The organism is Actinomadura rupiterrae (assembly GCF_024172125.1).
Classification (GTDB): domain Bacteria; phylum Actinomycetota; class Actinomycetes; order Streptosporangiales; family Streptosporangiaceae; genus Spirillospora; species Spirillospora rupiterrae.
Map to the genome: position 1 here is coordinate 129,455 of NZ_JAMZEA010000011.1, position 11,710 is coordinate 141,164.

Consider the following 11,710-nt stretch of genomic DNA (forward strand, 5'->3'; position numbering starts at 1 on the left):
CCCATGCCGGACGGCGAAACGACGATTCTCGGTGAGTTCAGCGCGCGCCTGCACAGCGGCGACATGGACGTGGTGACCGACGCCCTGCGCGACTACCAGCAGGCGCAGGCCGACACCCGGTGGGGCGTGGACAACCCGTACCGGCCGCTGGACAACGAGGTCCTGTTCGTCGCCCGCGACATCCTCGACCGTCCGCCCGCGCCCGCCCCCGCCCCCGCAGCCGACGACGAGGACGAGGACGAGGACCGCGCCGACCCGGTCCCGTGGGCCCTCACCATGCTGTGGCACCTGGGCGAGGACGAGGACGCGGAACGGATCGCCGCCGTCCTGGAACGCGCCACCGACCCCGGCCTCCGCGAGGACGCGCTGTCCGCCGCGTCCACCGCACTCGCCGACGGCGAGGAGCCGAACCCGCGGCTGCTGGCGGCCGTCAGCGCCGTCGCCCTGGACGAGACGCTGGACGCCCGGGACCGCGAGCGCGCGATCAGCGCGCTGGGCGACGTCGACACCCCCGAGGCGGAGGCCCTGATCGTCGGCCTGACCGAGTCCGCCGACATCAGCGTCCAGGTCTCGGCCGCGCTGCAGCTCAGCTCGCCGCGCAAGGTCCGGGCGCACCGCGCGCGGCTCCGCCGGCTCGTCGACTCCTGGCCGCCGGACGCGAGCCCGTGGGCCGGTCACGTCCGCGACGCGCTCACCGGGTTCCACAGCACGTACTGGAAGGACGCCAACCTGGACGATCCGGACCTCCGGGCGGCGCACGACGAGCTGATGTTCCCGCTGAACGACGAGACCTGCCTGGAGGCGTTCGCCACGCTGCTGCGCAGCGACGACCCGGTGGCCATCGGCATCGCGCTGGACCACTACGAGTCCTGGGAGGGCCTGCGCAAGACCCTGGACGACGGTGACCTTGCCGAGGCGCGCCTGCCCGAGGTGCTGGAGCGCGCCCGCGAGGTGCTGCGCCGCCGGATCTCCCCGGCCGAGGTGAGCGCCCTGAACATGATCGCCGCCCAGCACGCCGAAGCGTCCGACGCCGCCCTGGTCGTGGACGTCCTGAGCCGAACCGACTCCGACACCGTCCGGCACGAGGCCCTGTGGGTGGCGCTCGGCGTCTTCGGCAAGTCCGAGACCCCGGATGCCGGACTCGTCGAAGCGGCCGGCGGGGTGCTCTTCGATCCGTCCGCCGGGCGGCATGCGAAGGAGACGGCGGTCCGCATCCTGGCGGACGGCCTCGGCGCGGCGGCCGATGAGTTCCTGCTGCGCGCGCTGCGCGAAGAGGAGCCGAAGGTGCAGGCGCACGCGGCCTTCTACCTGGTGCGCACCGGAGCGCTGGACCGCCACCGTCCCGTCCTCGAAGCCGCCGCGGACGCCTGGGAGGGACGCTCCGCGCACCGCCCCTGGGGCGAGGACCCGGCCGAGATGATCTTCGGTAAGCCGCACAGCGTCCACTGGGCAGGCCACCGCCTCCCGGACCCGGACCTGCGCCAGGCCCACCGCCGCCTGCGCCGCCGCGAGATGGACGACTCCTACCACCAGGCCATGCGCACCCTGCTCAACAGCGGCGACGAGGCCGCCGTCGGCATCGCCCTGGACCACTGGTGGGACGCGGACGGCGCCGTCGCGCGTGGCGGTGAGGCCGCCCGCGAACCGGCGCGCGACCTCGTCCTGACCCGAGTCGGGGAGATCCTGCGCGGACCGGCGTCGCGTCCGGAACTGAGCCGCGAATACGGCCCCACCGCCAACCACCTCACGGCCCTGTCAGCGCTCAAGGTCGCCGCCCCCGACGACCTCACCATCCTCGCCGATGCCCTGGACAACCCCGACGCCCCGCACCTCAACGTCCTCCTGGACGCCTCCGAGGCCCTCCAGACCACCGGTCGAACCCAACCCCGACTTGCCCAAGCCCTGGAGCGTTTCGTCCAGAACGCCGACGCCGACGACGGCGACCAAGCCCTGGCCCGGCAGTTGCTGGAGGAGCTCAGCCCGGGCAGCGGACGTAGCCGATGACCTTGCCGTTGGAGTCGCGGATGGGGCACCAGCCGCGGTTGGTGGTGGGCTGCGGGCGGTGGGTGTGCGGCGGGGTGTAGGCCGGACGCGGTTGCCGGGGGTGCGGACGGGTCGGGGGCGGGCTGTCCTCGGTGTCGTCCTTGGACGGCGAGGGGGACGCGCTCGACGGTGACGCCGAAGGACGCGCGGGGGACGGCGAGGACGGGGTGGGCGCGGGCACGGTGACCGTGGTGGTGACGGTGACCTGGGTCGGCGTGGGCGCGGCGGACACGTCGGACTGCTGGGCCAGGATCAGCCAGGCCGCCAGCCCGCAGGCCGCCGCGCCGGTCGCGGTGCCGACGGCCAGGCCGACCGTGCGGGAGCGGCGGTGCCGCGGACGGCTCGGCACGCGCCACGGCTCGTCCGGCGGGAGCAGCGGCGGGACGGTGACCAGCGCGGCCTGGTTGACGCCCGGTGCCGGCGCGGTCTGCATGAGTCCGGGGACCTCGGTGTCGGCGGGCGGCAGGTTCGTCCACCATTCCTCGGCCGGGTCGGCGTCCTGCGCCCAGAACTCGGCGTTGGGGTCGGCGGGGACCAGGACGTCGCGGTGCAGGTCGGGGCCGGCCGGGCCGACCACGCCGCGCGCCTCCAGCGCCTGCAGCACGCGTTCGGCGTCGGTTCCGGACAGCCCGAAGCGCCATTGCAGCATCGACCGCGAGGTGAAGCGCGCCGTGACCACCTCGCGCTGGATGCGGTCGACCAGCGCCGCGTCGATCTCGTTCATCGGCGGACCTTGACCGCGCGCCAGGAGGTGACCGACCGGAGGAAGTTCTCGTCACCCGGCCAGTAGGTCTCGAACCGCGCGGAGGTCAACGGCCGGTACTTGAAGGCGTAGGTGCCCGCCTTACCGGTTTTGACGGTGCCCAGCAGGCGCACCTTGGAGCCGGAGGTCCGGATGTAGATCCGCACCCAGCGTCCGGCCAGCGGATGCGCCTTCCCGGTGGCGTCGACCTGCTGCAGCGTCCCGCTCAGGGTGAGGGTGCTGCCGCGGCGGACGGGCGACGGCTTGGCCGACAGCCCCACCCGCGTGCGGAAGCGGCCGTCGACATAGGCCACGCCGCTGGTCGCCGACAGGTTGTCGCTGGCGGCGGGCAGGACGGTCGCCCAGTAGCCGTCGGCCATCACCCGGGGACGGAAGACGAAACCGCCCGAGCCGTTGGTGGTGGTGTTGGCCGTCCAATGCCACGTCTTGCCGTCCTTGGCCCAGTAGAGGCCGACGGTCGCGCCCGCCAGCGGCCCGGTCGCCGTCGCGCCGCGCCGGGTCACCCGTCCCTGGACGGTGATGGTGGTGCCCAGCCCCGCGACGCGCGGACCGGCCATGTACCCGGTGATCGCGGTCTGGTAGTGCAGCGCGTACCAGGCGGTGTGCGTGGCCGAGGCGCCGTAGCCGTCGCCGCTGGCGGGCTGGTAGCGGGCGCTCCAGTATCCGGACAGCGGCGCCCGGACGGTCCGGGTGTAGGTGCCGTCCGCGTTGCTGATCACGGTGCCGAGGTAGGCGCGCTCGCGGCCCTGGGCGTCGGTGACCGCCAGCCGGACGGGCTGGGCGCCGAGGCCGGTCCAGCTCGTCCCGGCGCGCCGTTCGAGCTTGCCGACCAGCACCACCTCGTCGCCGACCAGCGCCGGGGCCGGGTTGGTCCACAGCGACACCCGGGTGGCCTGGACCGCGGCCGACGCCGGCGCGATCCCGGCGCCCCCGACCGTCACCACCGCGCCCGCGACCACGACGACAACCCTGCGCACGATCGAGCCTCCCGAGACACCAGCGGCCACCCCGCGTCACGGGGCCGACACCCGCCACTGTGACGCCTGAGCCGGATGTCCAGCCATGTGCCCCGCTGGCCGGAACCGGCCGCCGCCGACTTCACCGCGGCCTTGACCAGAGAGCCCGGGCCCGTGTCGATACACTCGCCCGGATCGAAGGGAGAAATGGGGGCAAATGGGCGATACCGGGGGTTATAGCGTCGGGTGGCTGACGCTGAGCTTGATCAACGCGGGGCTCGCGCAGGGCAAGGGACGCAGCGGACTCAACTGGTTCCTGGCGTCGCTGCTCCTCGGGCCGTTCGCGACGTTTCTGATCGTGGTGTGGGACCGTCCGGCGCCTCGCCGCTGATAAGACTGGAGCGCCGGTCGGTGGGAGGGTTGGCTCGTGCGCGAGGTTGCTTCGAACGTCTTTTGCGTCGGCGGCACCGACGTCAACTGGGTGCTGGTCCGGGACGGCAATGACCTGACTCTGATCGACGGCGGGTGGTACGGCGATACCGAGGCGGTGCTGGACTCGATCGGCGCGCTCGGCCGGCGTCCCGAGGATGTGCGCGCGGTGCTGCTGACGCATGCCCACATCGATCACATGGGTGCGCTGACCCGGTTGCACGAGCAGTACGGGGTGCCGGTGTACGCCTCGCCGCGCGAGGTGCCGCACGCCCACCGGGAGTTCCTGGAGCAGGCCACCCCTCTCGACATCGTGAGGATGGCGTGGCGGCCGAGCGGGGTTGCGTGGAGCCTGCGGATCGTCCGGGCGGGGGCGCTGCGGCATCTGGCGCTGCCGTTCGTGCGGCCGTTCCCCAATGAGGGCGCGCTGGATCTGCCCGGACGGCCCTTCCCGGTGGAATGCGCCGGGCACACCTCGGGACATAGCGCCTTTCTCCTGCCGGACGCCGGTGCCGTCGCGACCGGCGATGCGCTGATCACCGGCCATCCGGTCACGCGCGTCCTCGGGCCGCAGCTCATCACCGACCGCTTCGCGCATGATCCGTCCCAGGCGGCGGCCTCGCTGGACGCCCTCGCCGGGCTGGACGCCGACGTCCTCGTCCCCGGCCATGGCGAGCCGTGGAACGGTTCCATGAAGGAGGCCGTGTCCCTCGCCCGGTCCCAGGGGGCCGGCGGCTGATCAACCCTCGGGGGAGTCGTCCGGTTCGGGGAGGTTCAGGTAGCGGACGACCATCCGGGCGACGAAGCCGGCGATGCGCTCGGGCGGGCCGTCCGACAGGATCAGGTGGCTCATCGTCAGCCGGACGGCGGCGTCGACGACCTCGGCGAACGCGGCGCGGTCCAGGTGCGGCCAGCGGTCCAGGGCGTGCTCGACGATCCGCGCGGACGCGGTGAACAGCACCGGCTCGGCCTGCGTGGTCAGCAGCGGCAGCAGTTCGTCGCCGCCCGCGCCGGTCAGCACGACCTTCTTCAGCGGGTCGTCGGCCGAGGTGACCAGCGTGTAGCGGACGGCCGCCGCGACCGCCGCGTACAGGTCGTCGTGCTCGGCCAGCACGCGGTCGATGCCGTCCAGGTAGCGCTCGTTGTCGCGCAGCACGACCGCCTGCGCCAGCCCCCACTTGTCGCCGAACTCGTTGTAGACGGTCTGCCGGCTGACTCCGGCGGCCTCCGCCGCGTCCCGCATGCGCAGGCCGCGGTAGCCGCGCTGGACCAGCAGCTCGGCGGCGGCGTCCAGCAGCGCCTCGCGGACGGGGCTCGGCCGGTCGGGGACGGCGGGGTCGGGCGGGGTCATCGAGGCTCCGGGCTTGCGGGCGGACTCACGGACGGCGACGGCGCCGTCCCTTCCAGGCATGGCCTCATGGATATCGGTTCGCTGTCAAGAACGGCCGTCATTATCCTCGGGCGCGTGGCGAACGACGAGTACCTGGACGTCAACCGGGCGATGTGGGACGAGCGCGTCCCCGTCCACGTCGCCAGCGACTTCTACGACGTCGCCGGGTTCCGGGCGGGCACGGACACGCTGCGCGACTTCGAGACTGCCGAAGTGGGGGACGTCGCCGGGCGGTCCCTCGCGCATCTGCAGTGCCACTTCGGGCTCGACACGCTGTCGTGGGCCCGGCGCGGCGCAAAGGTGGCCGGGCTCGACTTCTCCGCGCCCGCGATCGACACCGCGCGGCAGCTCGCCGACGAGACCGGCCTGGACGCGCGGTTCGTCGTCGCCGATCTCTACGCGGCGCCCGAGGCGCTCGGCGAGACCTACGACATCGTCTACACCGGGCTCGGCGCGCTGTGCTGGCTGCCCGACATCGAGCGCTGGGCCAAGACCGTTGCCGCGCTCCTCAAGCCCGGCGGGTTTCTGTACTTGGCGGAGTTCCATCCGTTCGCCGACACCCTCGACGAGGAGACGGGGACGGTTCTTACTTACGACTACTTCGACCGCTCACCGCAGGAATGGAACGAGCCAGGCACATACACCGACGGCGGTGCCGCGCTCGGTGCCGGCCGTTCGATCGAGTTCCTGCACGGTGTCGGCGACGTGGTCAGCGCCGTGATCGCCGCCGGTCTCCGGCTGGAGTTCCTGCACGAGCACGACCACACGCTTTGGCCGCGCTACAAGACGCTGGAGAAGAGCGGCACGTCCTACCGGTTCTCCGAGGGTCGGCCGCGCGTCCCGCTGATGTACTCCCTGCGCGCCACCCGCGCTTGACCGCAGCGTGGACACGCCTGTCGTTCGGGAGCGGTGGCTACGGGACGCAGGCGGATTGGACGAAGTGGTCGTAGCGGACTTCGGCCGGCGGGCCGCAGGCGACGACGCGGCCGTGCGCGAGGACGTGGACGGTGTCGCAGACGCCCAGGACGCGCTCCAGATCGCGTTCGACCAGCACGATCGCGAGGCCCTCGGCGGCCAGGTCGCGCAGCAGCACCTCCAGGGCGCGGGACGCGGCCTCGCCCAGTCCGGCGGACGGCTCGTCCAGCACCAGCGCCCTGGGCCGGGCCGCGAGCGCGCTCGCCAGTTCGGCGAGTCGCGCGACCTCGGCCGGCACCGCGTCCGCGCGGCGGTCGGCGAACCCGGCGATGCCCAGCCGGGTAAGTAGCGTGTCGGCGGTCTCGCCGGTCAGGGCCAGTGCGGCGCTGCGGCGGCGGCGCCGGTCGAGCCGGTCGCGTCCGGCGATCTCGCGGCGCGCGACCTCCTGTTGGGCCACCGCCTGCACGGTGTCGCGGACGGTTCGCCGCGCCGAGCGGCCGCGCGGACGAGACGGCTGCTGGAAGGTGCGGGCGAGGCCGCGCCGGGCGACCTCGCCGGGGGAGCGGCCCAGCAGGTCCGCGCCGTCCAGCAGGACGCTGCCGTCCATCGGACGGCGCAGCCCGCACAGCACGTCGCACAGCGTCGTCTTGCCCGCGCCGTCCGGGCCGAGCAGGCCGGTGACCGCGCCCGGCGGCGCGGTCAGTCCCGCGCCGTCCACGGCCGTGACCTGGCCGAACCGCACCGTCACGCCCGCCGCCCGCAGCCCCTCGCCGGGGACCCGGCCGGCGGTGTCCCGCCGCTCGCGCATGCGCACCGCCATGTGCTCCCGCAGGTGTCCCGTGTGATCCAGGTCATGTGATCGGGATCACTAGAGGCCACACGATAACGGCGCGGGCATGCTCGAATCCAGCCCCTACGCGCCCCCCTCAGCGCACGCCCTTGATCGGAAGGACCGTGGCGCCGCCGAGCAGCGCCAGCACCGCCGCCACGATGTACAGCGCGGAGTAGCCGCCCAGGCCGTTGATGACCAGCGCCGCGACGAACGGCGAGACGATCTGCGGCCCGGCGTTGGCGATGTTCAGCACCGCCATGTCCCGGCCCGCGTCGCCCTCGCTCGGCAGCACCAGCGTGACCAGGGAGGTGTCCACGGCCATGTACACCCCGAAGAACAGGCCGTTCAGCACCGAGAAGGCCAGCATCGCGCCCCAGGTCGGCGCGAACAGGGGGATCAGAAGCGACACCGCCATCCCGGCGCCGCTGATCCCGACGAACGCGCGCCGCCGGTCGAGCTTGTCCGACAGCGGCCCGCCGACCACCGTCGACACGATCGACACGACCGCCGAAACCGTGCTGAGCAGCACCACCGCGTCCGCGTGCTTCATCCCGGACGGGACGCCGGTGATGTGGTCGTCCAGCATGTACAGCAGGTACCCGAGGATGCTGAAGTAGCTCAGGATGATCAGCGCCCGGCCGAGGAACACCCAGCGGAAGTCCGGCACCGCCAGCGCGGACAGGAACGAGCGCGCCGCCTCCCGGAAGCCGGGCGCCGGGGCCGCGGCCGAGGCGGGCAGCTCGTCCGGACGCGGGTCGTGGGTGGTGAGCATCATCGCCATCGCCGCGACCAGCACCAGGCCGAGCGTGGCGTAGCCCCAGCCGAGGTGGTCCACGAACCGGCTCGCGATCAGGCCGCCGACCACGGTCGCGACCGTCGTGCCCGCGCCGACCATCGCCGACGCCGTGCCGCGCCGCTCGCGCGGCACCCGGTCCGGGACGATCGCGGTGAGCGCGGCCTGCACCAGGTTCGCCGCGCCCTGCGCCAGCACCCAGCCGACGCCGAGCAGCAGCAGCCCGTGCGCGCTGCCCATCAGGACGAGGAACGCGAGCGCGACCACCGCGCCGCCGAGCATCCAGGGGTTGCGGCGTCCGAACCGGGACCGCGTCCGGTCCGACAGCGCGCCGCCGATCGGCTGCAGCAGCGTCGCGAACGCCGCGCCGATCCCGGTGATGATGCCGAGGCTGGTGACCTTGTGGTCGGGGTCGATGTTCCCGACCTGGGTGGGCAGCAGGATCTGCCCGACGCCCATGTAGACCGCGAACACCGCCGCGTTCCCACCGAACAGCGCCCACATCAGCCCACGCTGCCGCCCCGCCCCCACCGCAGCGGACGCCGCGGGGGACTCGTCGGCCGGTGCGCGGGACGGCGTCGAGGGCTTGCCGGACGGGGTGGACGCGGGTGTGCCGGGGCGCGCGTCCATTCCGGCGGTCACCGGACGGCCTTGCGGGACGCTCGGATGGGGTTCATGGCTGCGCCTCCAGGGGTGAGGACTCCGCGCCGGGCGCGGAGCGGGGTGGGCCTCGACGAGACGGGGAACCGGCGGCCGTCCGTCCGGCGGCCGCGGTCCCGAGGTTGGTGAAACGTATCACTTATACGTATAAAGTCCATAGGGCGCCCGCGCCGCGCTGGTGCCGACCCCTGCCGAACGGAACACTGGCCGCGATGAAACTGCCGCCCTCCGCCTCCGACCGCCCGCCGACCAGCGTCGACGTCGCGCGGCTCGCGGGCGTCTCGCAGGCCACCGTCTCCTACGTGCTGAACGACGCGCCGGGCGTGCGGATCAGCGAGGAGACCCGCGCGAAGGTCCGCGCCGCCGCGGACCGGCTGGGCTACGCCCCGCACGCCTCGGCCCGCGCGCTGAAGACCGGGCGCAGCGACCTGGTGCTCTGCCCGGTCCCGGACGTGGCGCTCGGGTCGCTGTTCGGGATCTGGATGCGCGAGATGACCGAGCGGCTCGGCGAGCGCGGGTTCCGGCTCGTCCTGCTGCAGGGGGATGCGCAGGCGAAGGGCGTGGCCGCCGCGCGGGCGTGGGCGGAGTGGCGTCCGGCGGCAGTGCTGGTCCAGGAAGACCGGCTGACCCGGGCGGCCGTGCGGCAACTGCACGCGGCCGGGACGGCGGCGGTGGTCGCGATCGGGCCCGAGCCGTCCGCGCTCACCCCGACGCTGGTCTTCGACGACGCCGGGATCGGCCGCGCCGCCGCCCGCCACCTGATCGAACGCGGGCGGAGACGGCTGGCAGCGGTCGTCCCGACCGAACCGGTGCTGCGCGATTTCGGCGAGCGCCGCCTGGCCGGCGTGCTGACCGAAGCCGCCGAAGCAGGTGGGGCGGCCGGAAGTGGTCTGGCGGTCGAGCGGGTGGATCTGCCGTTCGACGAGGGCGCGGCCGCCGCCGTCGCCGCGCGCTGGGCCGTCTCTCCGGATCGTCCGGACGCGGTGTTCGCCTACAACGACGAGTACGCCGTGCTGATGTTGCGCGCGCTCCAGGACGCCGGGCTGGACGTGCCGGGCGACGTGGCGCTGGTCGGCGCGGACGACCTGCCGTGGGCGGCGCTGCTGCGGCCCCGCATCAGCTCGGTGCGGATTCTCGGCGAGGGCGCGGCGGGCGACACCGCCGACTGGATCGCCGGGCTGATCCGCGACCGCGAGCGCTCCCCGGCGGTGCACCGCGCGCTCACCCGGGTGGAGATCGTGCCGCGCGAATCGTCCTGACGCCGCGCGAATCGTCCTGACGCCGCGCGAATCGTCCTGAAACCGCGCCTCGCCCGGCCCGTCCCGGTCTACGATCATGCCGGGACCGGCGGCGAGCGGGAGGACGCATGGACGGCACGGCCGGGCTCGGCACCGGGATCGACACCTCGACGCCCAGCGTCGCCCGGATGTACGACTACTTCCTGGGCGGCAAGGACAACTTCGCGGTGGACCGGGCCGCCGCTGACCGGATCAAGGCGGTCGTGCCCGACACCTACGAGCTGGTGTGGGAGAACCGGCGCTTCCTGCGCCGCGCGATCGACCACCTGACCGGCCTCGGCGTCCGGCAGTTCGTCGACATCGGCGCGGGCCTGCCCACCCAGGGCAACGTGCACGAGATCGCGCAGCGGACGATCCCGGAGGCCCGCGTGGTCTACGTCGACAACGACCATTTCAAGTCGGGTTGTGCCCACGCTCCCGCCGCGTGACGCTGCTGGTCAGACAGCACGGAAGCCCCTGGAACATCTTTGGTCCAGGGGCTTCCGCTTTGGCCCGCGTGGAGGTCGCGGGCCGTCTGGCCGCGAGTGCTCCGGGAGCATGCTCAAACCGGAGCACTCACGGTGTCTGACGTGGGGCCCGCCGGGGTCGAATCCGGCGGGCCCCACAGGGCCCTTCACGCGCCGACCAAACGCGTCTGGGCCCTTTGAAGCGTGCTCGCGGACTGCACACCACCGGCCGCAAGCACGCGGGTATCAGGGGGACTCGTTCGGAACGGGCCCCATGCGCCTGGAGACTTCAAGCAGGACGTCCAGGAACTCCGAGCGCGCGAGTTTGCGAACAGCATCGCGGGAATCGCTCAGGTAACCGAATGAGGTCATGCGGGCCGTCCATTGCTGCTCAACTTCGGCCCAGGCGACATCGAGCGCGTCCATTACCGGCACGACGGCGTGCCGAGCTAGGGCTATCCGCGCATCCGTGCTGGTCAGAGCACTGATCAGCGATCCCATTGCATCGGGGTAGTCCTGCGCTTCCCACGACGTTTCCCACAGTTCCGTCACGATCGGAACGACCACGGCAGGGGACGCCGTACGCGCGAGCGGATCCGGAATATCGGCAGGCGGGATCTCGTCCGGATCGTGAGCGTGCGGGCCCATCACATGACCCGCTCGTTGAGCGTTCGCTTGATCCTCCACACGACGTCGGACAAGGCGTCCGCAGGCCCGATAACGTCGCCGTCACGCTCGGAATCCGGCGCGTGCACTACGTACCACCATTTCCCGTCCTGGTAGTCCGCACGAACACGGATGCCGATACCACCTGGGATAGTGAGGCGCAGGTGCCGCGCGACGCTGGGGCGGGTCTCGCCCCAGTTGACGCGAATGCCCTCCCGGATGGCCGCGTCCTCCAGGTCCGCGAGAGCATGAGCGCGGACGCGGGTGGGGAGAGGTTGGTCTACCGGCGGCGGGTTGGTTGCGTCTCTGACATGCCGCCCGTGGCGACGTCCGAGCCTCATGATGGACCTCCGAATACGAGATTCCGAAGAGACATGACACGGGATTCGCCGGTTTGGGGTGAAACAAGAGTCGATTCACACTCCAAGCCGATATCTTCCCAACGGGTTTGCTCAAGCACTGGTGAAGCGGCTGAGCTTGTGTTCTACTACCCGTTAAACGTTCATCCTTTCGACACAA

The 11,710-nt window shown here is 72.6% G+C and carries 13 protein-coding genes; 6 read left to right on the forward strand and 7 right to left on the reverse strand.

Annotated elements, in window-relative coordinates; genetic code table 11:
- The first annotated feature begins 3 nt into the window (after nt 1–3).
- Nucleotides 4–2,004 (forward strand): hypothetical protein, encoded by a 2,001-nt coding sequence (locus tag FHU30_RS34425; protein ID WP_253881718.1) that lies wholly within the window; start codon nt 4–6, stop codon nt 2,002–2,004.
- Here the strand turns inward: FHU30_RS34425 and FHU30_RS34430 are convergent.
- On the reverse strand, nt 1,976–2,767 hold the full coding sequence (locus FHU30_RS34430) for a hypothetical protein (RefSeq protein ID WP_253881719.1): 792 nt from the start codon (nt 2,765–2,767) through the stop codon (nt 1,976–1,978). The two genes, FHU30_RS34425 and FHU30_RS34430, sit on opposite strands and share 29 nt — an antisense overlap.
- The gene (locus tag FHU30_RS34435) at nt 2,764–3,783 is read right to left on the reverse strand and encodes a collagen binding domain-containing protein (RefSeq protein ID WP_253881720.1); all 1,020 of its coding nucleotides are present in this window, start codon (nt 3,781–3,783) and stop codon (nt 2,764–2,766) included. The genes FHU30_RS34430 and FHU30_RS34435 overlap by 4 nt, the downstream gene beginning before the upstream one ends.
- Nucleotides 3,784–3,979: 196 nt before the next feature.
- Between FHU30_RS34435 and FHU30_RS34440 the strand changes: the two genes are divergently transcribed.
- Both FHU30_RS34440 and FHU30_RS34445 read left to right on the forward strand, forming a co-directional pair.
- Nucleotides 3,980–4,153, forward strand: coding sequence for a hypothetical protein (locus FHU30_RS34440; RefSeq protein WP_253881721.1), 174 nt, complete (start codon nt 3,980–3,982; stop codon nt 4,151–4,153).
- A 36-nt stretch (nt 4,154–4,189) separates the two neighbouring features.
- Nucleotides 4,190–4,930 carry an MBL fold metallo-hydrolase gene (locus FHU30_RS34445; RefSeq protein WP_253881722.1) on the forward strand — a complete coding sequence of 247 codons (741 nt, stop codon included), beginning with the start codon at nt 4,190–4,192 and terminating at the stop codon, nt 4,928–4,930.
- On the opposite strand, the gene FHU30_RS34450 is transcribed toward FHU30_RS34445, so the two are convergent.
- Nucleotides 4,931–5,602, reverse strand: a complete 672-nt coding sequence (locus tag FHU30_RS34450) for a TetR/AcrR family transcriptional regulator (protein WP_253881723.1) — start codon at nt 5,600–5,602, stop codon at nt 4,931–4,933.
- A gap of 54 nt (nt 5,603–5,656) precedes the next feature.
- On the opposite strand from FHU30_RS34450, the gene FHU30_RS34455 reads away from it, so the two are divergent.
- Nucleotides 5,657–6,457, forward strand: a complete 801-nt coding sequence (locus tag FHU30_RS34455; protein WP_253881724.1) for a class I SAM-dependent methyltransferase — start codon at nt 5,657–5,659, stop codon at nt 6,455–6,457.
- 37 nt (nt 6,458–6,494) lie between these two features.
- Here the strand turns inward: FHU30_RS34455 and FHU30_RS34460 are convergent, their stop codons facing one another.
- A complete protein-coding gene (locus tag FHU30_RS34460) occupies nt 6,495–7,316 on the reverse strand; it encodes an ATP-binding cassette domain-containing protein (protein WP_253881725.1) in 822 nt (273 codons plus the stop codon).
- Nucleotides 7,317–7,422: 106 nt separating this feature from the next.
- A complete protein-coding gene (locus FHU30_RS34465) occupies nt 7,423–8,763 on the reverse strand; it encodes an MFS transporter (RefSeq protein WP_253881726.1) in 1,341 nt (446 codons plus the stop codon).
- Between the two features lie 230 nt (nt 8,764–8,993).
- Between FHU30_RS34465 and FHU30_RS34470 the strand changes: the two genes are divergently transcribed.
- A complete protein-coding gene (locus tag FHU30_RS34470) occupies nt 8,994–10,040 on the forward strand; it encodes a LacI family DNA-binding transcriptional regulator (protein ID WP_253881727.1) in 1,047 nt (348 codons plus the stop codon).
- A gap of 107 nt (nt 10,041–10,147) precedes the next feature.
- Nucleotides 10,148–10,507, forward strand: coding sequence for an SAM-dependent methyltransferase (locus FHU30_RS34475; RefSeq protein ID WP_308211451.1), 360 nt, complete (start codon nt 10,148–10,150; stop codon nt 10,505–10,507).
- A gap of 264 nt (nt 10,508–10,771) precedes the next feature.
- On the opposite strand, the gene FHU30_RS34480 is transcribed toward FHU30_RS34475, so the two are convergent.
- A complete protein-coding gene (locus FHU30_RS34480; RefSeq protein WP_253881728.1) occupies nt 10,772–11,173 on the reverse strand; it encodes a hypothetical protein in 402 nt (133 codons plus the stop codon).
- Nucleotides 11,173–11,532: a hypothetical protein gene (locus FHU30_RS34485; RefSeq protein ID WP_253881729.1), complete on the reverse strand. Its 360-nt coding sequence runs from the start codon at nt 11,530–11,532 to the stop codon at nt 11,173–11,175. The genes FHU30_RS34480 and FHU30_RS34485 overlap by 1 nt, the downstream gene beginning before the upstream one ends.
- Nucleotides 11,533–11,710: the final 178 nt, after the last annotated feature.

Coding starts and splice junctions, on each gene's coding strand:
- FHU30_RS34470 (WP_253881727.1), top strand. CDS start 8,994: ATGAAACTGCCGCCCTCCGCCTCCGACCGCCCGCCGACCAGCGTCGAC.
- FHU30_RS34430 (WP_253881719.1), bottom strand. CDS start 2,767: ATGAACGAGATCGACGCGGCGCTGGTCGACCGCATCCAGCGCGAGGTG.
- FHU30_RS34460 (WP_253881725.1), bottom strand. CDS start 7,316: ATGGCGGTGCGCATGCGCGAGCGGCGGGACACCGCCGGCCGGGTCCCC.
- FHU30_RS34480 (WP_253881728.1), bottom strand. CDS start 11,173: ATGGGCCCGCACGCTCACGATCCGGACGAGATCCCGCCTGCCGATATT.
- FHU30_RS34440 (WP_253881721.1), top strand. CDS start 3,980: ATGGGCGATACCGGGGGTTATAGCGTCGGGTGGCTGACGCTGAGCTTG.
- FHU30_RS34425 (WP_253881718.1), top strand. CDS start 4: ATGCCGGACGGCGAAACGACGATTCTCGGTGAGTTCAGCGCGCGCCTG.
- FHU30_RS34475 (WP_308211451.1), top strand. CDS start 10,148: ATGGACGGCACGGCCGGGCTCGGCACCGGGATCGACACCTCGACGCCC.
- FHU30_RS34450 (WP_253881723.1), bottom strand. CDS start 5,602: ATGCCTGGAAGGGACGGCGCCGTCGCCGTCCGTGAGTCCGCCCGCAAG.
- FHU30_RS34485 (WP_253881729.1), bottom strand. CDS start 11,532: ATGAGGCTCGGACGTCGCCACGGGCGGCATGTCAGAGACGCAACCAAC.